This is a genomic window from Dyadobacter sp. CY327, assembly GCF_021390415.1.
Lineage (GTDB): Bacteria > Bacteroidota > Bacteroidia > Cytophagales > Spirosomataceae > Dyadobacter > Dyadobacter chenhuakuii.
Window position 1 is genome coordinate 196302 of record NZ_JAJUXJ010000001.1, and the last position, 24609, is coordinate 220910.

A 24609-nucleotide genomic window follows, 5' to 3' on the forward strand; every position below is an offset into this window, starting at 1 on the left:
GTAAATTTGGATCATTGTCCGACCGACAGTCTCAACCTTATTATCAGCGCATTTAAATTGCTCTTTCTTGAATAAATCTACATATACGAACGAGTTCAACGAACTGTGGAAAAAAGAAAGTGAGTTGAAGTCGCGGTGGGGCAACATTATCTTTTGTGTTGCTTATCTGGTTGGTTATCCTGCTACATCCATCCTCTATTTTTTGCGAAAAGATCCGGCGTTCCCGGAGGTTTTGGCGGCAGAACTGGTCCTGAGCGGCGTTATCATCTTTTTGCTCACACTTCATTTTACGGGCAGGTTAAGCGCTCAGAAAGCATCTTTCTATACAAACCTCGCATTGGTGCCGGTGCATGCGTATATCCTGGCCGAAGTGCCGCATGCCTCCTACGACCGTGCCAGCCTGAACATGACGCTTGGCTTAATGTTCTCGTTCTTTGTACTCCGGTGGCCCGTGCATTACAGCATTATCCTGACCGTGTGCGTTATGACGATCTTCCCCCCGGCATTGTATTACCGCCATCCGGGCTATCTGTACAATTTTTTCAGTCAGGGCGGGTTGTTTTTCTTTCTTGGGCAAATGCTGTTTCCCTTCATGATGTATTTTCATGAGAGCCGTAACAAACATGAATTTTTCTATCTTTTTTCGCTTGCCGAGCAAAATGACCTGCTGGAAAAGCAAAAGCAGATTGCCGAAGATGCAACATTGGCCAAGTCGGAGTTCCTGTCCACGATGAGCCATGAGATCCGCACGCCGCTGAATGGCATTGTGGGTATAGTGCATCTTTTGGAAGAGAATAAATCGCGGAGCGAGGAGGAAATGGAGCTGATAGAAACGCTGAAATTCTCCTCTATTCACTTAATGGCGGTTGTGAATGATATTTTAGACTTTAATAAAATCAATTCCAATCACGTCAAGCTTCATCCCGTTACGTTCGACATTGAAGAGCTTTTCAAAAACCTTTATAACAGTTTTCTGCCTCGCGCACGGGAAAAAGGCCTTGAATTGTCAGCAGATCTTTCACCTAACCTTCCCCAACTTCGCGGCGACCAGGTCCGGTTGAGCCAGGTGATAAACAATCTGATCCATAATGCCATTAAATTCACGGATTCGGGGTTTGTAAAGTTCTCGGTTAAGGAGTTGGAGCGTACGAACGATGGCATTATCAAGCTGGAATTTGCCGTTTCCGATACAGGGATTGGTATTTCGGAAGATCAGCAATCCAATGTTTTTGAAATATTTACACAGGTAAGAAGCCTGGTGAAAAGGCAGGATGGCGGGACGGGGCTCGGGTTGGCCATTTCCAGGGAGTTGGTCCGTTTGTTTGGCGGAGAGCTGAGGCTTAAGAGTAAGCTTGGAGATGGTTCTGTATTTTCATTTCAAATTGCGCTTCCCTATTCCGTTACCGTGGAAAATCCGGCAAAATCAGAAAAGGTGCCTACACCCGCATTAAACAAAGGCTCCAAAGTGCTGGTCGTGGACGACAATGCCACGAATTTGATTTTTGCCACCAGTCTTTTAAAAAGAAAGAACATTCCCTTTGATCTCGCATCGGACGGAAAGCAAGCGGTCGATAAATATTTCTCCGACCGCTTTGACCTCATATTCATGGATCTGCGGATGCCTGTCATGGATGGTTTCGAAGCCACAAGTATGATCCGCAAACGCGATCCTCAGATTCCCATTGTGGCGCTTACCGCATCTGCATTCGAAGACGAGCGCGAACGTGCATTAGCGAATGGTTTCACCGATTATCTCGTAAAACCATTCCTGCCACCCGACTTCTATAAGATCGTGTATGCACACATTGGGGTTGAAAATCAATGATTTGATTCCCTCATCACTTCACTTTCTGTCTCCGCTGCATGGCCTCGCGCCAGGTGGTGAGAATGATGCCTTCTTTTTCAATGTATTTTTTCAATTCGGGATCTACCATCGCCAGGTAATCGCCTTCACGAGTAGGCCATGAATCCGAAATGTGCGGGAAGATGTCGGAGTGGATTGTGCAGTGCATAATGACCATCGTCAGGCCTGGTTTAAGCGCTTTAATGGCATTGATGTATTTGTCGGTCTTGTATTTTTGCAGCGCTTTTTCAGATTTGTCGCCGTTTTCCGGCCCTTTCCAGCCGTAACTGGTGTTTTCCAGATCGTCCAGCACAGGAAGTCCGGCATCCCAGAGTTGCTTTCCAATGGCTTGTGTCATTTGAAAACGCTCCGCACTCATTCTTTCGTCGGCCTGGATAGACGTGTTATGCCCTCCCGGGAACATGACCGGGATTTTTTCCTGCATGCCTACTTTCAGGTAACGCTCCAGAAATTCATTTTTTGCGAAAAGCGTGCCCATGTGTGAATCCATATGCGTGGGTTCGAAACCCATCGCCCGCGCACGGTCCAGCTGCGCCCGGATCTCCATTTCCACTTCATCGGCGGAAGCATTTTTTACAACATCGGCCACACTCCGCCACATTGCACCTTCGGGATCGACCAGCCCTTTCACATTCGGCTTCCCGGCAAGCGGTCCCCAACGGTAATCCTTCCACTCAGACGTCATAGTAAGGTGAAGTCCCGCATCGAGATCTTTGTTTTCTTTCCAATAATTTACAAAACCCGGCACCCAGCCGCAAGGCATCATTACGCTCAGGGAATTGGCAACACCATTACGGATCGCCTTGATCGCGCCCTGGTTAGATTCATAAGACATACCGACATCATCCACATGAATGATCAGCACTTTTTTCCCTTTCGGGTAACCCAGTTTTTCAGCGTAAGTTTCAGCAGTTTGCGCCATGGCAACATTGGATAGCAGAATGAATAAGAAAAGTAATGTTGTTTTCATATGAGGATTCATTCACATTGTTTTTAAGTTAAGGCAATTTGCGCTTGTTATTACCCGCTTTGGCGCTGATTGTACTATCACCGTGCAAGCCGGATCTGCTTTCAAATACAATAGCCCCCGGTTTTTCACGTTATTTGCCAAAATCAGCCACCCCGACTTTTCCGCATGATCCATTCCCGAAGTCTGCTAACCTGCTCATTTCTTTTACTTTTCGGCGCCGCGCAAGCGCAGCATTTCTCGCTAAGCCGCCTTTTTTATCCCAATTTGACATTAAAAGCAGATTATGCAGTGCCTTCCAGCATGAACGGGACGCAGGATTACGGCGTGACGAGAACCGGTTTTTTAGGCATAATTCCCATCCACAGCGAAGTGCAGTTGGGTTATAGTTTGAGGAAAAAGTTTGATCTGCGCGCTGTGCACACAGTTATGCTGGCGCAATACAACCAGATCCAGCCAACCGTTGATGGAAAAAATAATCCTGAACATGGGTATAAAACGCTCTCGCTGGGTGTAATAAGGCTGCAAGCCAGCATTAAGGACCGGCTTTGGGTGTATGGGGGCGGGTTGGGCATGACGGAGACCAATGAGACTTTTTTCAGTCCGCAGCCTTTTTTCTGGGGCGGCGCGGCGCGGATGCACATTCTGGGTTTGCGGACTCAGATCATGTATGGATCTGTTTTAGCATATAACCAAAAGCTGCGTTTTGTGCCTGTTTTTGGGGTTAATAAGGGTTTGGGTAGACATTGGCGCGTTTCCGCGTTGCTGCCTTTTATGGCGAATGCCAATTATAAGGCCACCAAATGGTTTAATGTGGATTTGCTTGCAGGATTAAGCGGTTATAGCGGCGGGTTCCAAATACAGATGCCTGAGGAAAAGATGCTTAGGAGAGAGAATTATCGTCAGATCAAAACCGGGATTTCTGCCAATGCGCACTTGTTTACGGCCATCAATGTGTCAGTTGAAGCTGGTGTAAGCACCTTCCGGCAGATCAAAACATTCAATAGTGCCCGGGAAAATCTTACTTCTTACACACCCGCAACGACTCCTTACATTGGCGCAAGTGTTCGCTATATCACGAGCCGGTCGAAGCTTTCTTCTAAATTTACGAGAAGAATGGGGTTAGGACAGTCCGGGATCAACTGGTAATTTAAAACTTCATCAACTCGGTTGTTGCTTATGCAAAAGCGGGTGGAATAATGAGGTTGATTGCTTCTGTTTTGAGCAATTCCTTGTCAATGGGCACCACGCCCACCAATTCGCAAACCAAGCCTCCGCCCAGATTAGAAATCGCAGCAATGGTTTTTGATGGCAGTCCTAATGCAACGCAGCATGCCGCAATGCTGATCACCGTGTCGCCAGCCCCGGAAACATCCGCAATTTGCCGGATATGCGCGGGCAGTTTGTGGACTTCATCCTGATAATCAATGATTACGCCTCGTTCTGAAAGGGTTATTAATGCACCTTTCACATGCAATGCTTCTTTCAAATGCCGTACGGCATCACGAAGTTCCTCAGGATTATCAACGTCAAATTCGATTTTCAGGCCTTCCCGCAGTTCTTTGAGATTTGGCTTAAACAGCGTCGTATTGTTATAAGCCAGGAAGTTCCGTTTTTTGGGATCAACAACGGTAGGAACATTGTGCTCGTTGGCAAATGCAGTGATCTCGGAAATGGACTCAGGGGTTAGCACGCCTTTGTCATAATCTTCAAAAATGATCACATTACTGCTCGGAATCAGCTCTTTGGCTTTGGCAATAAGTTTTTCGGTTTCAATGGCGGAAATGGGTCTGTCGGTTTCCGTATCAATGCGGACAACCTGTTGAGAACCTGCAATAATGCGCTCCTTAATGGTCGTGATCCGGCTTTCGCTGCGAATTAAGCCTTCACAATTCAGGCCTTTTTCCTTCAAACTGTTTTTTAGCAGATCGCCTGAGCTGTCCGTGCCGATTACGGTGCATATAATAGCTTCCGCACCAAGCGATTGTACATTTAAAAGGACATTGCCGGCACCGCCGAGGCGATACTCGCGCTTTTGAACATTAACAACCGGAACCGGGGCTTCGGGGGAAATCCTTTCTACTTTTCCCCAGACATAAGAGTCCAGCATTACATCTCCGATAACCAGTACACGCAAGGTGTTAAATGCTTCAAAAACCTGATTGATATCCATTTAAAATTCTGCCGCTATTAGTACAAATATTAGATATGACTTGACTGAAACATCATTCCTTACCCCTTATTAACCGGAATGGTAAGGTTGCTCAAATTGTGACCCATTTTATCTCTTTTTGTCAAAAGATATTTTTCATTGTGCGGGTTAGAAGGGATTTCAACGGTCACCGAATCCACAATTTCAAGCCCGTAACCAATCAGGCCGGCGCGCTTTTTAGGATTGTTGGTAATCAGTTTCAATTTTGTCACTTCCAGGTCGCGGAGGATTTGGGCTCCAACGCCGTAATCGCGGTCGTCCATAGGAAAACCGAGTTCCAGATTGGCCTCAACCGTATCTCTGCCCATTTCTTGCAGTTTATATGCCCTCAATTTATTCAAAAGCCCGATCCCACGTCCTTCCTGGTTCATGTATACGATCACGCCCTTGCCTTCTCGGTCCACCATTTCCATAGCAGCATGCAGCTGGGGACCGCAGTCGCAGCGGCACGAGCCAAAAATATCGCCAGTAACGCAGGATGAATGTACGCGGACAAGCACAGGCTCATCTTTTTCCCAGGTTCCTTTTACCAATGCCAGATGCAAATCGCCGGTGTTGATCTGGCGGTAAGCGATCAGATCGAAATGGCCCCATTTGGTAGGCATATCCACGCCGATTTCTCTTTTTATTAAAGACTCTTTTTGAAGTCGGTATTCAATAAGGTCCTTGATACTAACCAGTTTAAGGTTAAAACGGTTGGCAATTTCCCTGAGCTGAGGCAAACGGGCCATGGAGCCGTCCTCATTCAATATCTCCACCAAAACCCCGGCTGGTGCCAAACCCGCAAGCCTTGGAAAGTCAATCGCAGCTTCGGTGTGGCCTGTTCTTCTCAAAACACCGCCTTGTTTGGCCTTTAATGGAAAAATATGTCCCGGACGACCCAGATCTTCGGGCAATGTATCCGCATCAACCAATGCTTTGATCGTTTTGGAACGGTCGCTGGCAGAAATTCCTGTGGTGCAGCCATGCCCAAGCAAATCCACTGACACAGTAAATGCGGTTTCGTGCAATGCCGTGTTCGTGCCGACCATCATTTCGAGGTTCAGCTCGGCGCAGCGCTCTTCGGTGATAGGAACGCAGATCAATCCACGGCCTTCACGGGCCATAAAATTGACAATTTCGGGGGTTATGAGTTCGGCGGCACAGATAAAATCGCCTTCATTTTCACGATCTTCATCATCAACGACAATGATCATTTCTCCTCTTCTTATAGCCTCTATGGCCTCATCTATGGAATCCAGAACTATTGGAATGCTATTATTATTCATTAATCAGGTTGACGAAAAATAGTTTTAGACAAAAACTCGTTTTTACTCAGCAAAGGTACATGCTTAATGTTGAAAAGTTCTATTTTTGAACCTCCATTGCATGCTAACAAAGCTTTTGGCTTATCCGTTTCAATGATGCGCAGGAACTGTCCCGTCCGTCATTTTGAAATAAATTTACTCACCTATGAAGATTAATCTACTGATATTGTTCCTGTTAAGCGCATGTTTGTTTATTAATAAAAACGTATCCGGACAAAGCTTCTGTGGTTCAAGCGGTAAATTTCTCGTCACGCCTGCCGAAGGCTGCGCGCCACTGACAGTGAACATTACCAATCAGATGGTTAATGCAGAAAACGTAACCTACGCCTATAACTTCGACAAAAACAGTACTTCACCGCCAGAGGAAAAGGACTGGTCCTTTGAGCTTTCCCATGTTTATGATCTGCCCGGGAATTACACCATTCTGCAATACGGCAGTATAAAAGATGTGGCGGGATTCAGTCTTTGCAAAGAAGTTATAGTCAAGGAAAATCGCGCTCCCAAGGCGGATCTGATGACTTGTAACAGCGGACGGGTGCGGCTTACGCTGGTTGATGATGCAATTGCACAGGCTTATGACGCCATCGAGATCAATTGGGGCGATGGTAAAAGTCAGTCCGTAAATATCAAGAATGGCGGGAGGCTTTTTTATGATCATCAATATGCATCTGCCGGGAACATTCCTGCTATCACTGTGCAAGGAAAACATACTTCGGGGAATTGCAGCCAGACATTAAAAACCACATTAACCAAAGAAACCGCACCGCAGGCACTTGCTAAAATCAGGATCAGAAGTGTGGAAATGCTTGCTTCCGGCGAGGCAAAGATCCTTTATGATGGCATGGAAGGCATAGCGACAGAGATCTGGATTGATAAGGGCGACGGGCAATTCGTATCAACTGGCAAAGGCGGTCAGTCGGACGGCGCGCAATCGGCAACCATTTCGGGTTTGAACGCCAGGCAGATTTACCGTTTTAAATTGTCGTCCAAGAATTTTTGTGATAACCTGATAGACAGCCCGATTGTCAGCAGCATGGTGGTTAAGGAAGGTTTGGTGTCATTGGATGAGATCATTTCTGTGGCGTGGGAGCATTATCCCAACACGGATAATTTAATTCAATATCAGTTAAAACGCGACGGTTCTGTGATTTTTTCATCAGCAGAACAGCTTTCTTATCTCGATACGGATGTAAAATGCGGGACTAATTATCAGTATGAGATTGTTGCCATCATTGAAAATGACGTCCGTTCATACTCCACACCTTTCAGCATTGCCCCTAAAAGTGCATTGCCTGAGACGATAACAAACGGCAGTGTAACAGTCAAAGACGAAAAGACGATTTCCACCCAGGTCGCACTGGTCGGTGAAGGCCTCACCAGCAGCTACAACCTCATTATCGAACGTACTGCATTAGGAAGCCAGGATTTTCAGCAAGTTTCCCAACCGGACAACCAAAGTCTGTTGTTTGACGACATCGACGTCAATCCAAATGAGAATTCGTATTGTTATCGGTTTACTTACGAAAATGCCTGCAACCTGAAATCGCCTGCACCCAGCGTGCCGATCTGCTCAATTTTACTTCAAAACCGCATTTCTGATGTGTATTGGAATGCTGACGCTCCGTTTACTGCCAGCATAGGATCTTATGATTTGATTCAAACCGACAATGCAGGGGTTGTTAAGGATGAGATTCCGAAGCAATTGGAAACCAGTCATATGCTTGACATCGGCTCCCAGTCGGCATTTTCGTTTCAGGTAAAGGCCCGGTCCGCAGACGGAAATATGGAAAGTTACTCAAACGTCCTCTCGCTGCGGAGAGACCCTATTGTGCTTATCCCGGACGCATTCACACCGAATGGTGACGCCCACAACGAACGGTTTGAAGTGAAAGCTTATTTTGTATCCAAATTCAGTATGTCTGTTTTTTCGCGTTGGGGTGAGGTTGTGTTTCAAACAGATGACATTGCAGACGGTTGGGATGGGAACATTAAAACCGGGAAAGCGCCGGGAGGTTATTATTTGTACAAAATCGAGATGACCGATGCATTAGGGAATCAAATTTCCAGAAATGGGAGCTTTTTATTGATCCGATAGGATTTTTTTATTGGCTTGTAAATCAGAATAATACTTTGGATGCAATCCCGTTAAAATAGTAAGCGGCATTCTCGCCCGAAATAGATTATTTTTGCAGACCCTTTACAACCATCACTTCTTGATAACACTCCATTATTAATATGGAGTCTCTAAAAAAGTCATGTTATAACATTGCACACTTATGAGATTAATACTACTATCACTTTTCTTCCTCTTCATTTTAGTTGGTAATACACTGCAAGCCCAGGGACTTTGCGACCGCGGAGGGGGCGGTTTCACAATGGACAAGTCGGAAGGCTGTGCGCCGCTCGTAGTTAGGGTGACAAATACGGTCCCGAACCCAATTTTGGTTGGTTATGACGCTTCTTATGACGGAAAATCTCCAAAAATACAGAATGGCCCCAGTTTTACATATTCTCTTCCAGGCACTTACACTATGTTACAGCAGGGGGCCGTATCCTCCGGACAGTTCTACGCTTGTCAAAGTGTTAAAGTCTTCGAGACCCGCGTTGTCACACCGCAATATTCCTCGTGCGGTGGTGGAAAGATATTTCTAAGCCTCACCGACGATGTCATCCTGAGCGCCTATGACGAGGTAAAAATAGAATGGGGAGATGGAAAGACGGACATCTGGAAAAAAGGAAGCCCACTCGTGATAGAACACAGTTATGCCGATGTAAGCAGTAATCCGACAGCATTGATTACAGGACTATATGTAGGAAAAGGATGCGCTGCCGGCCGTGCGACGTCACTTCCTATCACTTTTCAGCAGGCTCAGCTTAATGATATCGCCATCAAATCGGTTGAAATGCGGGGGGACGGCACGCTACGGATCGTTTACCAGGGTTTGAGCGGTGTTTATACAGATATCAATTATAGTACAAATAATTCAACCTATACATCAGCAGGAAGACGGTCATCCGGCGGCGTACAGCCTTTTGATGTGAAAAATATGGTTACGACACAGGCCTATCAGGTGAAGCTCTCTTCTGAGGATCTTTGTTCGGGTAAAAATGACAGCCGTGTTTACAGCAGCATGACGCTTTCAGGAAAATCGGAAGATGGGAAAAACATCCTGACATGGAGCAAATATCCGGATGCGACTGATTTTACATCGTATGATCTTTTACGCGATGGGACCATTGTAAAAACTTTCACCTCCATTAATGACATTACTTACACGGATGAAGACGTGGAATGCGGCAGCTATTCTGAATATCAGGTTGTTGCCAAGATCAATGACGTAACTTCCACATCGGCGCCAGTTGGTGTGAAAGCGGAAATTGCTTCTCCCAAACCGATCAAGGATGCAGCCGTAACTGTTGACGGAGATCATCTTGTAACGATTAAAGCAAGTGTTCCGGGATCCGGTCCCAACAGCACTTACGACCTGACCATCGAGAAAGCGGAGGCTGGTGCAACATTGTTCAAGAAAATCATTACGCTTTTTAATCAAAGTGAATATTCCGATCCGGAAGTTAAGACTGACGAGCTTTCTTATTGTTACCGCATCAGCTATACCAATTCCTGCGGTCAAAAAGTCCCTGCTTCGCAGCCCATTTGCACGATTTTACTCAAAAAGAACTTAACCACGCTCAACTGGAGTACTGAGTCGCCAATTCTTGCAGGCGTTTCCGGTTATGATGTTATCCGTGTCGGTTCGAGCGCGCCGGAAGAGGCGATTCCGGTTCAGATGAATTCAAGCTACACGGTCAAGGTGAATGCCCAAAGCGATCTTGAATACAATTTCAAAGTCCGGGCAAATTCCACGCAGGGTGGTTTTGAGAGCTTGTCCAATGTAGCCAATTACAAAAGGAGTGCAGGCGTTTTTGTGCCGCAGGCTTTCAGTCCAAATGGTGATGGCTACAATGACGTTCTGGAAGCTAAATCCAATCAGCTTCAATCCTTTAACTTCTCGGTGATGAACCGCTGGGGACAGGTTGTTTTCCATTCCAACGACATTGCAAGCGGCTGGGACGGGACTATAAACGGGGCAAATGCGCCGGAAGGATCGTATGTTTACAAAATGACTTTCGTGGACGATATCAATCAAACTGTTGAAAAAAGTGGTACATTTATGCTTTTACGATAGGAACCATTTCCGGTAAAAAGGTTTTATAAAAGCATCACTTAATTAGTACGACTATGTTTGGTAATATGGCGGATATGATGGGGCTCATGGGCAAAATGAAAGACCTTCAGTCTCGCATGAAAGACGCGCAGGATTCATTGGTAACGCTGACCCAGGTTGCTGAGTCAGGCGGCGGAATGGTGAAAGCGACTGTAAACGGACAAAAAGCATTAATAGGACTCGATATTGATAAAGACCTTGTCAATCCGGACGATAAGGAAATGTTGCAGGATCTGATTGTTGCCGCAGTCAATAAAGCATTGGATAACATTGAACCAAAAATAAAAGAGCATTTGCAAAAAGCTACGGATGGTGTACTTCCCAACATTCCGGGGCTTGATTTAGGAGGGTTTATGAAATAACCACCTCATCAATGGCTCCCACTGTTGCGATTGTCATCCTGAATTATAACGGCAGACACCATCTCGAACAATTCCTTCCCAACGTTTTAAAATATTCAGCAGGCTATTCAGTCTGGATAGCTGATAATGCATCTACAGACCAGTCGCTCGACTGGTTAAATGCCACATATCCAACATTAAATACGCTCACCATTTCCGAGAACAAAGGTTATGCGGGCGGGTATAATGATGCATTAGGACGCATTGAAGCTGACTATTACATCCTGCTGAACTCCGACATTGAGGTTACCGAAAACTGGATACAACCGGTGATCTCCTTCATGGATTCGGACGAAAGGATTGCTGCCTGCCAACCGAAAATACGCGCCTACGATCTTCCAACGCACTTTGAATACGCAGGTGCGGCCGGCGGATACATGGATTACCTGGGTTACCCCTTTTGCAGAGGGCGCATTTTTGACACCAGGGAAGAAGATCTGGGTCAGTTCGACGACGAGCAGGATGTGTTCTGGGCAACGGGTGCTTGTCTTTTTGTGCGTGCCTCAGCTTTCCACCGCGCTGGTGGTTTTGACGAGTCGTTTTTCGCGCATATGGAGGAAATTGACCTTTGCTGGCGGTTGCTGAATATGCAGTATCGCATTACGTATTGCGGCAAATCAGTGGTTTACCATGTGGGAGGCGGCACTTTGCACAAATCCAACCCGCGCAAAACATTCCTGAATTACCGGAACAACCTGATCATGCTTTTTAAGAACTTGCCAAAAGGCAGGAGATGGAAAACCGTTTTTATCCGGTTGATACTTGATGGAATTTCAAGCGTGCGGTTTATGGCTACCGGTGCCTGGCCCGACGTTGTTGCGATTTTAAGGGCGCACATTGCATTTTATATAATGATTCCTGCGCTTATCAAAACGACGAAAAGAACGTCATATCGCGCACCACTTTATTACAGAAGCATTGTCTGGGAGTATTTTGTGCTGGGAAAGCACCGTTTCAGTCAGTTGACGGGGATTACTATCAATAAAATTATAGTTCCCAGATCGTAGGACTGTTGTGACGGCGCCAGTGTTTTTGCAGCTCCATCCAGAAAGCAAGCACCAGATAAAGGATAATCGGCGAACCGAAGGTCATGAAGGTGGCATAAATAAAGTATAACCGGACGCTGCTAGCCGGGAAATTGAGCTTTTCGCCCAACTTTGCGCATACACCAAATATTTGGTCCTCAACGTAATACCGAAGTCTGCTCATACCTATTTTCCAATAATTACATCATAATTAAGGATTTTTACCCGCATATACAATTCGGTATTCAAATTACCCAAAAAAACAGGGCGAATTGGCAAAATACCGCTAAGTCGTAAATTTTCAAATTCTTTAATCAAATAAATTGTTTTCCAAACAATTTTTGTTTCTTTGTGATTCAAGATTTTGTAATTTGTTCATTATAATCGAGATGTCTTGATGAAAAAATCCAAAGTTTCTTTTACCAATGCAGTGAGCCTCCCTCAATTATTTGGTTAAGCGTTTTGGGTTTTTGATTGAAACGGTTACAATTGTCTTGTATTTTCACCTTATTTCAATTTTTTTTATTCAACCATTATGCCAACAGGTACTGTAAAATTTTTCAATGAAGCTAAGGGATACGGCTTCATCGTTGAAGACGACACAAACAGAGACATCTTTGTCCATGTGACAGGATTGGGAGGACTTACTATCCGTGAAAATGACCAAGTGGAATACGAAGTCGTTGAAGGGAAAAAAGGACTAAACGCTGTCCAGGTAAAAAAGATATAATCGTATTTTTTTTGCAGGAATGAAAAATGCCACTCGGTCAGAGTGGCATTTTTCATTTGTTCTTTAAGCTATCCAAGCCTTTACATCATCTAGTAAAGGCATTTTTTCATCTATTTTAAGCTTTTTCCGCATCCCGCCCAGATCATTGAAAATCTTGTTGGGGTTAGCAGCTTTCAGCTGTTCGATGGTAAGAATGTTCATTTTCTGTAATGCAGGGACCCATGCAGCAGGCACTCCGGCATTGATATAATCCAGCTCCTTCGCCATTTCAACCCTGCGTTCCGGACGCATTTGCGGGAAGAAAATCACTTCCTGAATGCTGGAATTATTGGTAAGCAGCATAGTAAGCCTGTCAATCCCGATGCCTATGCCTGAACTTGGCGGCATCCCATATTCAAGAGCCCTTAGAAAATCATCATCCATTTCCATCGCCTCGTCGTCACCACGTTCTTTCAGTTTCAGCTGGTCTTCAAAGCGCTCGCGCTGTTCCAAAGGATCATTCAGCTCGGAATATGCATTGGCGATTTCCCTGCCATTGACAAAAAGCTCAAAACGCTCCACCATGCCTGGTTTTGTGCGGTGCTTTTTAGTCAGTGGGGACATTTCAACGGGATGGTCGGTAATGAATGTAGGCTGGATAATGTTCGCTTCTACTTTTTCGCCGAAGATCTCGTCAATCAGCTTTCCTTTACCCATGCTTTCGGTCACTTCCATTCCCCACGCGCGGCATTGCTGTCGGATGCTATCCTCGTCGAGCGCTTCAACATCCAGGCCCGTGTATTGCTTGATAGCGTCTGTAATGCTCAATCTTGGGTAAGGGCCGGCAAAATCCAGCTCTGTTTCGCCGAATACAACGGTCGTTTTCCCGTTCACTGCCAGGGCAACCTGTTCTAGCAGTTGCTCCGTCATCTGCATCATCCAAAGGTAATCCTTGTAGGCAACGTATAGTTCAACCGTCGTAAACTCAGGATTGTGCGTCCGGTCCATTCCTTCGTTGCGGAACAGTTTTCCAAATTCATAGACACCTTCAAACCCGCCTACTATAAGCCGTTTTAAATGCAATTCCGTCGCAATGCGAAGGAAGAGATCCATATCCAGCGAGTTGTGATGCGTTTCAAACGGCCTCGCCGCAGCGCCTCCATGAATGCTTTGCAAAACAGGCGTTTCCACTTCAAGCCAGCTTTTTGAATCAAAAAATGATCGCATCGTTGTAATGATCCGGGCTCTTTTGATAAAAATATCACGCACTTCCGGATTCACGATCAAATCCACGTAACGCTGGCGGTAACGCAATTCCGGATCGGTAAAACCGTCGTAAATGTTGCCTTCTTCATCGCGTTTTACCACGGGAAGCGGGCGCAATGATTTATTTAACAGCTTAAATTCCTGTACATGGACTGATATCTCTCCGGTTTGCGTAGTAAATACAAACCCTTGAATACCAATGATATCCCCGATGTCCAGCAGTTTTTTGAATACGGTGTTGTAAAGTGTTTTGTCTTCTCCCGGGCAAAGATCGTCCCGGCGGAAATATAATTGGACACGTCCGGTGCTGTCCTGAAACTCGGCAAATGCAGCGCTTCCCATAATCCGGAAACCCATAAGCCTGCCTGCCATTGTGACGTGCTTATAATCTATCTTATTGTTTTCGTAATTCTTGGCAATGTCTGCGGCATATGTATTCACCACAAATTCTTCGGCAGGATATGGTTCTATGCCCATCCGCATTAATTCTTCGCGCTTTTGTCTGCGCAATATTTCCTGTTCGCTTAATAGCATTTTTGACAGTAATGGTTTGAAAACGACAACCTCAATGTTCGAAAAGAGTCCGCAAAAGTACTATATTTTGCTTGAATAACGAGGATGAAACCATTAACCTGCATTCGTTCGTTGTAAACGTATATGTGCTGGCACGTTATTAATAATTTGTTTAATGCCGAATGCCGCTTTTATTATCAGGCAAGTCGGACATTAATTGCGTTAAATCCCTCTTTTCATGTTTGCAAGAATTTTAAAAATCTTTGGAATAATTGCCCTCTGTGCATTCTTCCTTTTCGGTGCAGTCGAGATATGGGTTTACAGAAACAGGGATAATATCTTCAAGAAAACCAAAGAGTTTGCAAACGAGAACCTGAATGGAAATCTGGAAATTGAAGACTTCAAGTTCAGGCCTTTCAGCGGATCTTTCGGTCTGAATTTCACATTAACCAACATTAAGCTTACCGACAGCCTTTACCAGCGTCACCAGAAGCCTTTTTTAGAAGCGGAGCAAATGCACATTGCGCTTGATCTTGCGGGTTTTTATAAAGGGAATATCAAGATTAAAAACCTGATCCTGGAAAACGGGAAGATGAGATTATTTGTCCAAAAGGACGGCTATTCCAATTTGAGCATTTTTAAAAGCGATTCTGGGAAAAAGAAGAAAAAAGGCTCAGACGGAAACGACGGGCTCTTGAAAAAGCTGGGCAACATGCGTTTTGTTAACTTTTCCGTCAGCTATTCCGACTCTTTAAAACAAAAATATTACGGAGCATTGCTTCATGATGTAACCAATATCTTAACCACAACGGATTCCACGACAAATGCCAGCCTGAACGGGTCTGTGTTATTTAATCAACTGACTTTCAAGCCAAAGAAAGGTGGTTTTCTGATCAATCAGGAAACGAGGATTGGCGTTGCGCTGGCCTATGACGCCGAAAATAAGCTGCTTAAAATCTATCCTTCTGTATTGGAAAGTGCTACCAATGATAAAATCGGGATTAACGGGATATTTGATTTTGCCGATTCCTCGAAACAATTTACGCTCAATTTTGAAGCCAAGAAAATTGCGATCAAAAATGCGCTTCCGTTATTGAATAGAAGGATTAAGGAGCAGCTTGACTCCATCGGCATCCAAACGGAGGTGGATACAAAGGTGCATGTAAATGGTGGGATAGCCAGTACGGTACAGCCGCACGTTGACGTATATTTCAAGACGGATACCTTTCAGTACAGCCTGCCTGTGGGCGTCTTAAGGGATATGCAGGCAGAAGGCACCTTCACCAATCAGGCCGATACGACACAAATACCCGGACCGCTCAATTCACGGGTGACAGCACCGGATGTCAAAGGAAAATTTGAAAGCATCCCTTTCCGGCTGGCCATTGCCATTACCAATTTCCGGAATCCAGTTGCAAGGATCACTGGAAACGTTGATGCTGATTCCACGAACCTGGACCAGCTTCTGGATCCAAAGCGCTATCGATTCAAAAACGGTACGGCGAAGATAGATTTCAATTTTGACGGCAGTCTGAAAAACTTTTACGACCCTGACCGCGACCGGTTTAATGGCAAACTGAGCGGCAAGGTTTCCATCAACAACATTTCGATGGATTATCTGCCCCGGCAGGTGCATTTGAAAAAAATAAAAGGCGACGTTACATTCAACGAACAGGCATTTGTATTCCCCGATCTGAGCTTTTCCGATGGCCAGAATATGCTCTATATCAGGGGAAAAGTGCTCGATCTGATCCCTTATTTATTTGGCTCGCCTAAACCGTTACGGGCTAATGTGGACATTAACATTCCCAACTGGAAAATGAACTGGCTGGAAACGCTGCTGGCGCCCCGGCAAGTGGTAACGAAGAAAAAGAAGAAGCTGAAACTGGTGGAATTGCTCGACGATGCCATCGACCAGATGCAGATCGTTGCCAAGCTGGATGCTAAGAAGCTGAATTACAGGAATTTTAATGCCAAGGATGTAAAAGGGCAATTTACGATCAAAAACAATGCTGTCAGCATTGAGTATTTTGTCATGAAAGCATTTGGAGGCGGTAATGTGCGTGTTTCCGGGGAAATGGACAATTCAGGAGCAAGCCAGCTGCCTCATATGGCCATGCGCGGCAAAATTTCCAATGCGGATGTACATTCCGTGTTTTACTCGTTTGATAATTTTGGACAAAAGACCTTTACCCATGAAAATCTGAAGGGAATTTTGAACACCGATTTCAGTTTTGAGTCAAGGCTCAATAACAATGTCCGGCTGGTTCCCTCCACGATGAAAGGTTTGTTGCGCATCGACCTTACCAATGCCTACATTCTCAATTTTGAGCCTTTTATGAAGATGAAAAAACTCATTTTCAAACGAAGAAACTTTGAGCGAGTGAAGTTCGCGCCCATCCGCAGCGATTTCAAGCTGAGTGGGCAGGAGATCGAAATTGCGCCAATGGAAATTGAGTCGAATGTGGTGACGCTTTACATTGATGGCATTTACAGCTTTGGTAAGAAAACGGATATAAACATTCAAATTCCGCTGAGCAATCTCAAAAAGCGCGATTCAACCTACGTGCTCGACCCGAACAATGAAGAGAAAAAGCAGGGCTCGAAAATCTTCCTGAGGGCGATCGACGAAAATGGTGAAGTAAATATTAAGCTCGCATTCAGGAAGAAAAAAGACAAGGAAAAGGACAAAAAGGACGAACCGGAGATTGACCCCGATCTTATAGAAAAATAAGGTTATTCCTGCTCGTTGCTGAACATATAACCCACACCTTTCAGGGTTTTAATGTAACGGTCGCCCAATTTTTCACGTAGTTTTCTGATATGGACGTCCACAGTCCTTTCGAGAACGTAAATGTCCGCACCCCAGATTTTCTGCAATAATTCGTCGCGGTTAAACACTTTGTTGGGCGTCTGCGCGAGAAAAAACAGCAATTCAAATTCCTTTTTAGGCAGTACAACAGACTTTTCGGAACCTTGCGTAACCGTATAATTTTTCCGGTTAATGGTCAAATCCAGAATGTCGATCTGATCACCGGATTCTGCTTTCTGAGCTTCCCTACGGAACAATGCATTAATGCGGCTCATCAGAGCCCGCGGCTTGATAGGCTTCGTAATGTAGTCATCAGCGCCCACATCAAATGCTGCAACCTCCGAATACTCTTCCGACCTGGCCGTTAAAAAAAGAATGTAAGTATTTTTGATTTCCGGGTTGCTGCGCAAAATGCGGCCGGTTTCGATGCCGTCGAGCTGCGGCATCATAATGTCGAGCAGGATCAGATCAGGAATAAATGTCTTGGCGATTTCGATCGCTTTCTTGCCGTTGGAAGCGGTAACCACCGAATAGCCTTCCTTAATTAAATTATATTCCAGAAGTTCAACGATATCGGAGTCGTCGTCGACAACTAGGACTTTTGGGGCTGACGCGGCAGATTTAGCAATGCTCATGTTTTTTCTATTAAAACGCAGTTCGAAATTAGCAGATGTTATATTCAGATTACATGCATTACAACATTGTTAACAGAAACATAATATCATTTATAAGTAATCCGGTAAATATCGCCCTGCTCATTTGTGACGAGCATATCGGTATTATTCAAAAACAGGAGCGCCTCATTTTGTTTTTTCACCAACCGAAAACAGCCACGTGGTTTACTGAAATCAATGCGGTTGCCTTCCACGCCGAACAGCAGGATCTTACCATAAGTCAGCAAAGCGAAAGTCTTACCGTCCGGGCTGATATCGGCCGCTGTAACCTGCGAATCAATGGCAATGCTGTCAACAGCAGTTAGGGTGTAATTTCCAGGTGTTGCAGGAAGACGGTAAAGTTTGACATATTTGTTTTTATCCCAATTTTTTGAAAGGAGATAAAGATTTTTTTGATAATAAAATACAGATTCACAATCGAATGCGGGTCTGTTGTTGATCCTTCCCGTCGATTTCTGATCCGCATATCGAAATGAAATTTTTTCGGTAGTATGCTGTTTTTCGTCAAATTTATAGACCTCGAACTGGTCCCTTGGCGTCCCGTTATTTCCAAAATCACCAATATAGAAATTGCCTTCCGCATCTTTCGTCACATCTTCCCAGTCTACATTCTTTGAGTCAGGGACTTTTTTTGTTGAAATAAGCTTGCCGGAAAGGTCGAATTCGTAAAGCTCCGCATTGCCGCCGCTATCATTATGTGTAGTGAAAAAGCCAGGCGCCGAGCCATTTGCCAAACCCGAACTTTCGGAGGCAACAGCGGGAAGCTTGCCTATTTTGCTAATTTTGTATTGAGAACGTACTTTCTTGAAATCGTTGATCTTATGATCAGGCTGGCAAGTACAGAACACAGTTTTGACAGCAAACCACAGATACATTAATTTATTCATGAATTCATCGTTACGTCCTCTTCCAAACAAAGATAAAGAAACCCCTCTTTACCTGAAACTGGCGAGCATACTGGTCGCACTTATTGCGTTTGTCTATATCCTCTTTATTCTTCGGGAAACGATCATTCCCATTGCGTTTTCTATTTTGCTCGCTATCCTCCTGCACCCAGTTTGCGCTTGGCTGGAAAGGCATCGCGTACCCCGGATCGGGTCCATTCTACTAAGTATTCTTGCCCTTTTTCTGGTGATCATCGTGCTTGTGTATGTTGTGTCTTTGCAAATCGGCAGTTTCGCAGAAGAACTTCCCAGGATCACAGAGAAAGCGGAGACCATTTTGGATCAAACACTTACAATGGGCGAGCGCTATCTCAACATTAGCCGCAGCCAGCAGGTCAGCGAAGGCAAAAAATATTTGATCAATGCGTTGAGTGAGGGTAGGGCTGTTTTGTTAAATACCTTGGTTACCACCACCGGCGCTATTTCAACATTCATTTTAATCCCGCTATACATATTCTTCTTTCTCCTTTATCGCGATTTTTTCAGACGTTTTGTTCATAAAGCCATTACCAATGTGCCTAACGAATCGCTGAATGCGCTTTTGAAAAAAATATATGAAGTGATTCAGAGTTACCTGTCGGGATTGTTCCTGGTGATTCTGATTGTGGGTGTTTTAAACAGCATTGGATTGCTGCTATTAGGCATTCCGCACGCGATTTTCTTCGGTTTTCTGGCCGGGTTCTTGATTCTCATTCCATACATTGGGATCCTTATCGGGTCCGTACTGCCTGCGCTGTTAGCCGTTGTTACCATGGATTCGCCTTGGTATGCGGTGGGTGTGATCGGGATTATGAGCTTTGTTCAATTTTTGGAAGGGAATTTTATTACGCCAAACATTGTGGGTTCCAAAGTGAGTGTCAACCCGCTGGCTGCCATTGTCGCGCTGTTTTTAGGCGGCCAATTATGGGGTTTGTCCGGATTAATCCTGGCCTTGCCGGTAACTGCAATTCTAAAAGTGATTTTTGATACGATCCCAAGTATGGAACCTTACGGATTTTTGCTCGGCGAACCCGTCCATGAAGTGAAAGAAGATCAAAAAGAAGCGGTTATAGAGCAGACTGTTGAAAAGGAATTTAAGAAAAAACCTTATCGCAGATATCGCAACAAACCCCGCAACCGCCCTGACGGGAATACGCCGCCTGCCAGCAAACCGGAAATCTAAGCTTTATTTCACCGCCACTTTTTCAACACTGATACCCACGCTCATCACAAACGGGAGAGGGTTTTGGCGCATGGATTGGGTCAGCGTGAATGTATAAGTTCCGGATCTTTGGAATTTATGATTTTTGAGGAAAGGGATTTTGTGGTCAAAAAGATCTCCTAACCCGTGGCCGTAAGGTTTTCCTGTGGTTTCGTTGGAAAGATAAACCTCTTCCAATGTATTAGAAATCACTTTTTGATCCGGACCGGTGAAATTCCTGGTCAGATACATGTTATAATAAGGATACTGCAGCGTGTTACGAAGCAGATAATAGAGATTATAAGTCGCCGTAGTATCCGTTATCTCAACTTTAAAGGTCGGCTTGTTTTTGATATACCAAAGTCCGTCATCAATATCCTCGTGCGCTTTGTAAACCACGTTTTCATCACAGCCCGACAATGTAAGGCAGAGCGTAAAAATTGAGACAAACCAAAAAAACTTCATTCCGGACCGTTATCGTTTAATTGACAAAACTAATCATTTAAACCTAAACGCTGGATTGCGCGGAAAAGTAGCGGTTAAGCCAGGAGTTTGACGCTGGCGTTTTCCAATGGTTCATCCACTGCGCTTTTGTCGTTACCTGATTATCAAAAATAATGGTCGAAGGCAAAAGGATTTCATCTGTAACAGCCTGCTTAATGCTCGGAACCGGCACGGTATGAATCTGATCATCAGCCCCTAAGTAAGCGATAGAGCGATCAAAGAAATTAATGTTCATCGATCCGCCCACAGCTTGCATCCAATGTACTGACTTGTCAATAGAGCAGCCGCTTGGAAGCTCATCGTTTTCATCCACCGCAATAACCACAAACCGATGTTCGAACACCTTCCCCGAGGCTGTCAGCGGTTTTCCGTGTGCTTCCCAGCCATCCAGTGATGCTTTCAAAGTTTCGGTCAAAATGCCAACTTCTGTGTCAGTAAGCTGACGATCAGCCTGATAGATCCAGACACGGGATTGAAAATCGATATCGCTAAATGGAATGTACATGATTCAATATTTTTAAATAAAAACTAATTGATAGTGCGCAGGGCAACATTATAACCCTTCGGCCTGAGCGATCAGTTCCGCGAGGTCATAAACTTTAACTGCGCTTTCCTTCTCTTTATTTTTAACACCATCCGTCATCATAACCATACAAAACGGGCATGCAACCGCAATGGTATCGGCGCCTGTTGCCAGTGCCTCTTCAATCCTTTCAATGTTAATGTCCTTTTTGCCAGGTTCCGGTTCTTTAAACATTTGTCCGCCGCCCGCGCCGCAGCAAAGTCCCTTGGTCCGGCATCTTTTCATTTCGACCAGATCGGCATCCAATGCTTCCAAAACATGCCTTGGCGCCTCGTAAATGTTATTCGCACGACCCAGATAGCAGGAATCGTGAAATGTGATCTTCTTGCCTTTGAATGTTTCCCCGCCTTCGATCCGCACCCGGCCTTCATCGATAAGTTGCTGCAAAAACGTCGAATGATGGATCACCTCATAATTGCCGCCCAGCTCCGGATACTCGTTTTTTAATGTATTAAAACAATGCGGACAAGCCGTCACGATCTTCTTAATTCCATACATATCCAGCACCTGAATGTTGGACATAGCAAGCATTTGAAATGTAAATTCATTGCCCGCCCGCCGCGCCGGATCACCTGTGCAGCTTTCCTCCGTGCCTAACACAGCAAATTTTACGCCAGCCTTGTTCAATATTTTTACAAAAGCGACCGTCACTTTCTTGTAGCGGTCGTCGAACGAGCCGGCACACCCTACCCAAAACAGAACCTCGGGAGCTTCATTATTTGCCGCCATTTCGGCCATTGTAGGCACTTTATATGTGAGATCGCTCATTTATTCTTTCGGTTCAAGGGCTGCGGCCCAATTAAAACGGTCACCCGGTGAAAATTTCCATGGCGCCTGATTCGTATCCAGGTTTTGGAACATCATATTCCAGCTTGCGGGCGCCTGCGATTCATCCATCACCTTATGTCGGCGCAGTTGCAAAATAATGTCCAGCGGATTAATGAGCACCGGGCATTCCTGCACGCACGCATTGCAAGTAGTGCAGGCATTTATTTCTTCTACCAAAATATAATCCCCGATCAGGCTTTTGCCGTCATCCACAAACTGTCCGCCGTTTTTCTGCATGTTTCTGCCAACGTCTTCCAGTCTGTCCCGCGTGTCCATCATAATCTTACGCGGGGACAATTTCTTACCTGTTATGTTAGCCGGACAAGCAGCCGTACAGCGCCCGCATTCCGTGCAGGAATACGCGTCCATAAGGTTTTTCCAGGAAAGATCCGGCACATCCTTTGCTCCAAACCGGTCAGGAATCACAGCTGCTTCGCTCGTTTGGGCTGTTTCAATTCCCAGCATAGTCCTCACCTCAGCTGTAATTTCCGGCATGTTGTCCATTTTTCCCTTCGGCGCCAACTTTGCAAAATATGTGTTGGGAAATGCCAGCACAATGTGCAAATGCTTGGAATAAGTCAGATAGACAGCAAAAACGAAAATGCCGATAATGTGAAACCACCAGGCAAACCGCTCGTAAATCACAAGCGTATTTTCATTCCAATTTTCAAAAAGCGGTTTGAGGAACTGGCTGAACAGAAAGTCGCCCGTTTGCGGATAATGCAGATTTCCCCTGTCTTGAAGTGCCAGGTCGGCAGCATTCATGGTCAGGATCGCGATCATGAGCACAATTTCAAAAACCAAAATCAGCTTGCCATCCAGCGCAGGCCAGCCGTTCATTTCGCGGTGGCGGACAGGTTGTAATCTTTCCACTTTAACCGCCGTACGCCTGAGCAGGAAAATAACACAAGCAACCAGCACGCCCACAGCAAGCACCTCAAAAAAACCGATCAGCACCGGATAAAACCCACCCAGAAACGGCGCAAACACGCGATGTTGCCCCAGAACGCCATCCAGGACAATTTCCAGGACTTCAACATTAATCAGGATAAAACCAATATAAACCGCGAAATGAAGGAAGCCGATCAGCGGCCGATCAAACATTTTCTTTTGCCCGAAAGCAATGCGCAGCATTGTAGAAAGCCTTTCTCCGGGACTATCTGAGCGGTCCTCCGGCTTGCCCAGCAGAATCGTAGACCGGATCAGCGTAACCCGCCGATAAGCCAGCAATGCGACTGTTGCCAAGACGGCTATAAATAAGATTTGCTGAAATATCGCCATTTCGAATCATTTAAACACATCATTAGTATGCAAGCATACCTTAACAAATATGGTAAAAATGTAAGTCGGTGCAAATGTTTTTAAGATAAAATATGCGGCTATGCCCGTAAAACAAAGATTATCAAGGGAGTAGGTTGTTGCGACAAACAAATTGAGAAATTTTTCAGCAAATAGTTTGCAAAGCAAAACCAAACTTCTAGTTTTGCAGTCCCAAAGGGAACCAATTGAGCCTGGTGATGTAGCTCAGTCGGTAGAGCAAAGGACTGAAAATCCTTGTGTCGGCGGTTCGATTCCGTCCATCACCACAACTTAAAGCCGCTACGAGCAATCGCAGCGGCTTTTTTGTTGGTACAACTTGTCAAATCTATCTTATTTAAATCATAACCATTAATAGTACAGATTATTCTTAGCTTTTATAACTCCAACAACCGGTAACTCGTGCTTCGTCCGCCAGAATCTTCCTTTTCTAAAACGCCCTGTTCAACCAGATTTTGAATGTCTCTGAGCGCGGTGTCCGGGGAGGTCTTCGCGATTTTTGCCCATTTGGACGTGTTGAGCTTTCCTTCAAACCTGTCCAAAAGTTTATTGAGCATTAATTTTTGGCGATCATTTAAATTCTTTTCTGCAAATAGCTTCCAGTATTTTGCTTTGTTAAGCACCGCATTCAGAGTCGTTTCCGTCGCTTCTAATGCTCCATCCAGGCAATGCAAAAACCATTCGAGCCATTCCGTAATGTCCAGATCGCCTTTTTGCGTTTTTTCGAGGATGTCGTAATAATGTTTGCGTTTCTGCTGGATTTGAGCCGACATGCTATAAAAACGCTGCGCGCTTTCATCCGAGCGCGCCAGTTGCATGTCGGCGATCGACCGGGCAATTCTGCCCGCATAGCAAACTAATCACCGCATCTTTTGCGGAGATAATGAGACTTATTCGCCGCAAAAGTTGTTATCCACTTTGACTATACAACATATCGGTTGTGCAATGCTTCATTTATCCAACTTAGTTTTGTAGTCCAATAATAGACAAGCATTTTATTCAGCAGCACACATGAACTTCAAAATTCTAACTCTTCCCAAACCAGAAACTCAAATCTGCCTGCACCGTGATCGCAGCGACGAAAACCAGGAAATCGTTCGCATTACAGCATTCGTCGTCGACTCCGCGAGTCAGGAGTTAATGTTGGAAACGGTGGTGCAATTTGCGGATGCGGGATTGGCGAGGCGGTTTGTGTTTGATTTTTCGATAGAATCTGGGAGAATATTTTTGGAAGAATGTCTGAATGAAGATGGAATCGTAATTATCCGTTGAACATT

At 45.1% G+C, this 24609-nt stretch carries 22 protein-coding genes and 1 tRNA gene; 11 read left to right on the plus strand and 12 right to left on the minus strand.

Annotation, left to right across the window (positions count from 1 at the left end; genetic code table 11):
* The first annotated feature begins 67 nt into the window (after positions 1–67).
* Positions 68–1825 carry a response regulator gene (locus tag LZG74_RS00915; RefSeq protein ID WP_233794785.1) on the plus strand — a complete coding sequence of 586 codons (1758 nt, stop codon included), beginning with the start codon at positions 68–70 and terminating at the stop codon, positions 1823–1825.
* 13 nt (positions 1826–1838) lie between these two features.
* Here LZG74_RS00915 and LZG74_RS00920 read toward each other — a convergent pair whose 3' ends face one another.
* Positions 1839–2834, minus strand: coding sequence for a polysaccharide deacetylase family protein (locus tag LZG74_RS00920; RefSeq protein WP_233794786.1), 996 nt, complete (start codon positions 2832–2834; stop codon positions 1839–1841).
* A gap of 165 nt (positions 2835–2999) precedes the next feature.
* Between LZG74_RS00920 and LZG74_RS00925 the strand changes: the two genes are divergently transcribed.
* Positions 3000–3980, plus strand: a complete 981-nt coding sequence (locus LZG74_RS00925; RefSeq protein WP_233794787.1) for a hypothetical protein — start codon at positions 3000–3002, stop codon at positions 3978–3980.
* Between the two features lie 28 nt (positions 3981–4008).
* Here the strand turns inward: LZG74_RS00925 and LZG74_RS00930 are convergent, their stop codons facing one another.
* Together LZG74_RS00930 and LZG74_RS00935 are read right to left on the minus strand one after the other, a co-directional pair.
* On the minus strand, positions 4009–5004 hold the full coding sequence (locus tag LZG74_RS00930; RefSeq protein ID WP_233794788.1) for a bifunctional heptose 7-phosphate kinase/heptose 1-phosphate adenyltransferase: 996 nt from the start codon (positions 5002–5004) through the stop codon (positions 4009–4011).
* Between the two features lie 59 nt (positions 5005–5063).
* Positions 5064–6311, minus strand: a complete 1248-nt coding sequence (locus LZG74_RS00935; protein ID WP_233794789.1) for a bifunctional 3,4-dihydroxy-2-butanone-4-phosphate synthase/GTP cyclohydrolase II — start codon at positions 6309–6311, stop codon at positions 5064–5066.
* 184 nt (positions 6312–6495) lie between these two features.
* On the opposite strand from LZG74_RS00935, the gene LZG74_RS00940 reads away from it, so the two are divergent.
* The 4 genes from LZG74_RS00940 to LZG74_RS00955 all read left to right on the plus strand — a co-directional run bounded on the left by LZG74_RS00940 (position 6496) and on the right by LZG74_RS00955 (position 11984).
* Complete coding sequence (locus LZG74_RS00940; RefSeq protein WP_233794790.1) at positions 6496–8445, plus strand: gliding motility-associated C-terminal domain-containing protein; 1950 nt, start codon at positions 6496–6498, stop codon at positions 8443–8445.
* A 181-nt stretch (positions 8446–8626) separates the two neighbouring features.
* Positions 8627–10537, plus strand: a complete 1911-nt coding sequence (locus LZG74_RS00945) for a gliding motility-associated C-terminal domain-containing protein (protein ID WP_233794791.1) — start codon at positions 8627–8629, stop codon at positions 10535–10537.
* Positions 10538–10590: 53 nt separating this feature from the next.
* The gene (locus LZG74_RS00950) at positions 10591–10938 is read left to right on the plus strand and encodes a YbaB/EbfC family nucleoid-associated protein (RefSeq protein WP_233794792.1); all 348 of its coding nucleotides are present in this window, start codon (positions 10591–10593) and stop codon (positions 10936–10938) included.
* A gap of 11 nt (positions 10939–10949) precedes the next feature.
* The gene (locus LZG74_RS00955; RefSeq protein WP_233794793.1) at positions 10950–11984 is read left to right on the plus strand and encodes a glycosyltransferase family 2 protein; all 1035 of its coding nucleotides are present in this window, start codon (positions 10950–10952) and stop codon (positions 11982–11984) included.
* Here the strand turns inward: LZG74_RS00955 and LZG74_RS00960 are convergent.
* Entirely contained in the window at positions 11965–12186 is a 222-nt protein-coding gene (locus LZG74_RS00960; RefSeq protein WP_026629451.1) for a PspC domain-containing protein, read from the minus strand. The genes LZG74_RS00955 and LZG74_RS00960 overlap by 20 nt on opposite strands.
* Before the next feature lie 351 nt (positions 12187–12537).
* Here LZG74_RS00960 and LZG74_RS00965 point away from each other — a divergent pair, with 351 nt between their 5' ends.
* Positions 12538–12732 carry a cold-shock protein gene (locus tag LZG74_RS00965; protein WP_026629450.1) on the plus strand — a complete coding sequence of 65 codons (195 nt, stop codon included), beginning with the start codon at positions 12538–12540 and terminating at the stop codon, positions 12730–12732.
* Positions 12733–12795: 63 nt separating this feature from the next.
* Here LZG74_RS00965 and lysS read toward each other — a convergent pair whose 3' ends face one another.
* Entirely contained in the window at positions 12796–14511 is a 1716-nt protein-coding gene (lysS, locus tag LZG74_RS00970; RefSeq protein ID WP_233794794.1) for a lysine--tRNA ligase, read from the minus strand.
* A gap of 217 nt (positions 14512–14728) precedes the next feature.
* Between lysS and LZG74_RS00975 the strand changes: the two genes are divergently transcribed.
* A complete protein-coding gene (locus LZG74_RS00975) occupies positions 14729–17224 on the plus strand; it encodes an AsmA-like C-terminal region-containing protein (protein WP_233794795.1) in 2496 nt (831 codons plus the stop codon).
* Positions 17225–17226: 2 nt separating this feature from the next.
* Here the strand turns inward: LZG74_RS00975 and LZG74_RS00980 are convergent, their stop codons facing one another.
* Positions 17227–17937, minus strand: coding sequence for a response regulator transcription factor (locus LZG74_RS00980; RefSeq protein WP_233794796.1), 711 nt, complete (start codon positions 17935–17937; stop codon positions 17227–17229).
* Positions 17938–18023: 86 nt separating this feature from the next.
* Positions 18024–18863, minus strand: a complete 840-nt coding sequence (locus LZG74_RS00985) for a hypothetical protein (RefSeq protein ID WP_233794797.1) — start codon at positions 18861–18863, stop codon at positions 18024–18026.
* On the opposite strand from LZG74_RS00985, the gene LZG74_RS00990 reads away from it, so the two are divergent.
* Positions 18862–20082 (plus strand): AI-2E family transporter, encoded by a 1221-nt coding sequence (locus LZG74_RS00990; protein ID WP_233794798.1) that lies wholly within the window; start codon positions 18862–18864, stop codon positions 20080–20082. The genes LZG74_RS00985 and LZG74_RS00990 overlap by 2 nt on opposite strands.
* Positions 20083–20085: 3 nt before the next feature.
* Here LZG74_RS00990 and LZG74_RS00995 read toward each other — a convergent pair whose 3' ends face one another.
* Genes LZG74_RS00995 through LZG74_RS01010 form a run of 4 tightly spaced genes read right to left on the minus strand, consistent with a single transcriptional unit; the run spans position 20086 to position 23296 of the window.
* Entirely contained in the window at positions 20086–20565 is a 480-nt protein-coding gene (locus tag LZG74_RS00995) for a gliding motility lipoprotein GldH (RefSeq protein ID WP_233794799.1), read from the minus strand.
* Between the two features lie 43 nt (positions 20566–20608).
* Entirely contained in the window at positions 20609–21109 is a 501-nt protein-coding gene (locus LZG74_RS01000) for a hypothetical protein (protein WP_233794800.1), read from the minus strand.
* Between the two features lie 48 nt (positions 21110–21157).
* Positions 21158–21955, minus strand: coding sequence for a (Fe-S)-binding protein (locus LZG74_RS01005; RefSeq protein ID WP_233794801.1), 798 nt, complete (start codon positions 21953–21955; stop codon positions 21158–21160).
* Positions 21956–23296: a (Fe-S)-binding protein gene (locus tag LZG74_RS01010; RefSeq protein WP_233794802.1), complete on the minus strand. Its 1341-nt coding sequence runs from the start codon at positions 23294–23296 to the stop codon at positions 21956–21958. It abuts the gene before it with no gap.
* 232 nt (positions 23297–23528) lie between these two features.
* Between LZG74_RS01010 and LZG74_RS01015 the strand changes: the two genes are divergently transcribed.
* Positions 23529–23601: transfer RNA gene (locus LZG74_RS01015), tRNA-Phe, on the plus strand.
* A 108-nt stretch (positions 23602–23709) separates the two neighbouring features.
* Here LZG74_RS01015 and LZG74_RS01020 read toward each other — a convergent pair.
* A complete protein-coding gene (locus LZG74_RS01020; RefSeq protein WP_233794803.1) occupies positions 23710–24150 on the minus strand; it encodes a Fic family protein in 441 nt (146 codons plus the stop codon).
* Positions 24151–24343: 193 nt separating this feature from the next.
* Between LZG74_RS01020 and LZG74_RS01025 the strand changes: the two genes are divergently transcribed.
* Positions 24344–24604, plus strand: a complete 261-nt coding sequence (locus LZG74_RS01025; RefSeq protein ID WP_233794804.1) for a hypothetical protein — start codon at positions 24344–24346, stop codon at positions 24602–24604.
* The last annotated feature ends 5 nt before the right edge of the window (positions 24605–24609 follow it).

Bases quoted from the DNA above. Each gene is read 5' to 3' on its own strand.
- LZG74_RS01000 (WP_233794800.1), bottom strand. From the start codon at position 21,109: ATGTACATTCCATTTAGCGATATCGATTTTCAATCCCGTGTCTGGATC.
- LZG74_RS01025 (WP_233794804.1), top strand. From the start codon at position 24,344: ATGAACTTCAAAATTCTAACTCTTCCCAAACCAGAAACTCAAATCTGC.
- LZG74_RS00985 (WP_233794797.1), bottom strand. From the start codon at position 18,863: ATGAATAAATTAATGTATCTGTGGTTTGCTGTCAAAACTGTGTTCTGT.
- LZG74_RS01005 (WP_233794801.1), bottom strand. From the start codon at position 21,955: ATGAGCGATCTCACATATAAAGTGCCTACAATGGCCGAAATGGCGGCA.
- LZG74_RS00995 (WP_233794799.1), bottom strand. From the start codon at position 20,565: ATGAAGTTTTTTTGGTTTGTCTCAATTTTTACGCTCTGCCTTACATTG.
- LZG74_RS00960 (WP_026629451.1), bottom strand. From the start codon at position 12,186: ATGAGCAGACTTCGGTATTACGTTGAGGACCAAATATTTGGTGTATGC.
- lysS (WP_233794794.1), bottom strand. From the start codon at position 14,511: ATGCTATTAAGCGAACAGGAAATATTGCGCAGACAAAAGCGCGAAGAA.
- LZG74_RS00980 (WP_233794796.1), bottom strand. From the start codon at position 17,937: ATGAGCATTGCTAAATCTGCCGCGTCAGCCCCAAAAGTCCTAGTTGTC.
- LZG74_RS00955 (WP_233794793.1), top strand. From the start codon at position 10,950: ATGGCTCCCACTGTTGCGATTGTCATCCTGAATTATAACGGCAGACAC.
- LZG74_RS00930 (WP_233794788.1), bottom strand. From the start codon at position 5,004: ATGGATATCAATCAGGTTTTTGAAGCATTTAACACCTTGCGTGTACTG.
- LZG74_RS00940 (WP_233794790.1), top strand. From the start codon at position 6,496: ATGAAGATTAATCTACTGATATTGTTCCTGTTAAGCGCATGTTTGTTT.
- LZG74_RS01020 (WP_233794803.1), bottom strand. From the start codon at position 24,150: ATGCAACTGGCGCGCTCGGATGAAAGCGCGCAGCGTTTTTATAGCATG.
- LZG74_RS00950 (WP_233794792.1), top strand. From the start codon at position 10,591: ATGTTTGGTAATATGGCGGATATGATGGGGCTCATGGGCAAAATGAAA.
- LZG74_RS00920 (WP_233794786.1), bottom strand. From the start codon at position 2,834: ATGAAAACAACATTACTTTTCTTATTCATTCTGCTATCCAATGTTGCC.
- LZG74_RS00990 (WP_233794798.1), top strand. From the start codon at position 18,862: ATGAATTCATCGTTACGTCCTCTTCCAAACAAAGATAAAGAAACCCCT.
- LZG74_RS00935 (WP_233794789.1), bottom strand. From the start codon at position 6,311: ATGAATAATAATAGCATTCCAATAGTTCTGGATTCCATAGATGAGGCC.
- LZG74_RS01010 (WP_233794802.1), bottom strand. From the start codon at position 23,296: ATGGCGATATTTCAGCAAATCTTATTTATAGCCGTCTTGGCAACAGTC.
- LZG74_RS00975 (WP_233794795.1), top strand. From the start codon at position 14,729: ATGTTTGCAAGAATTTTAAAAATCTTTGGAATAATTGCCCTCTGTGCA.
- LZG74_RS00925 (WP_233794787.1), top strand. From the start codon at position 3,000: ATGATCCATTCCCGAAGTCTGCTAACCTGCTCATTTCTTTTACTTTTC.
- LZG74_RS00945 (WP_233794791.1), top strand. From the start codon at position 8,627: ATGAGATTAATACTACTATCACTTTTCTTCCTCTTCATTTTAGTTGGT.
- LZG74_RS00965 (WP_026629450.1), top strand. From the start codon at position 12,538: ATGCCAACAGGTACTGTAAAATTTTTCAATGAAGCTAAGGGATACGGC.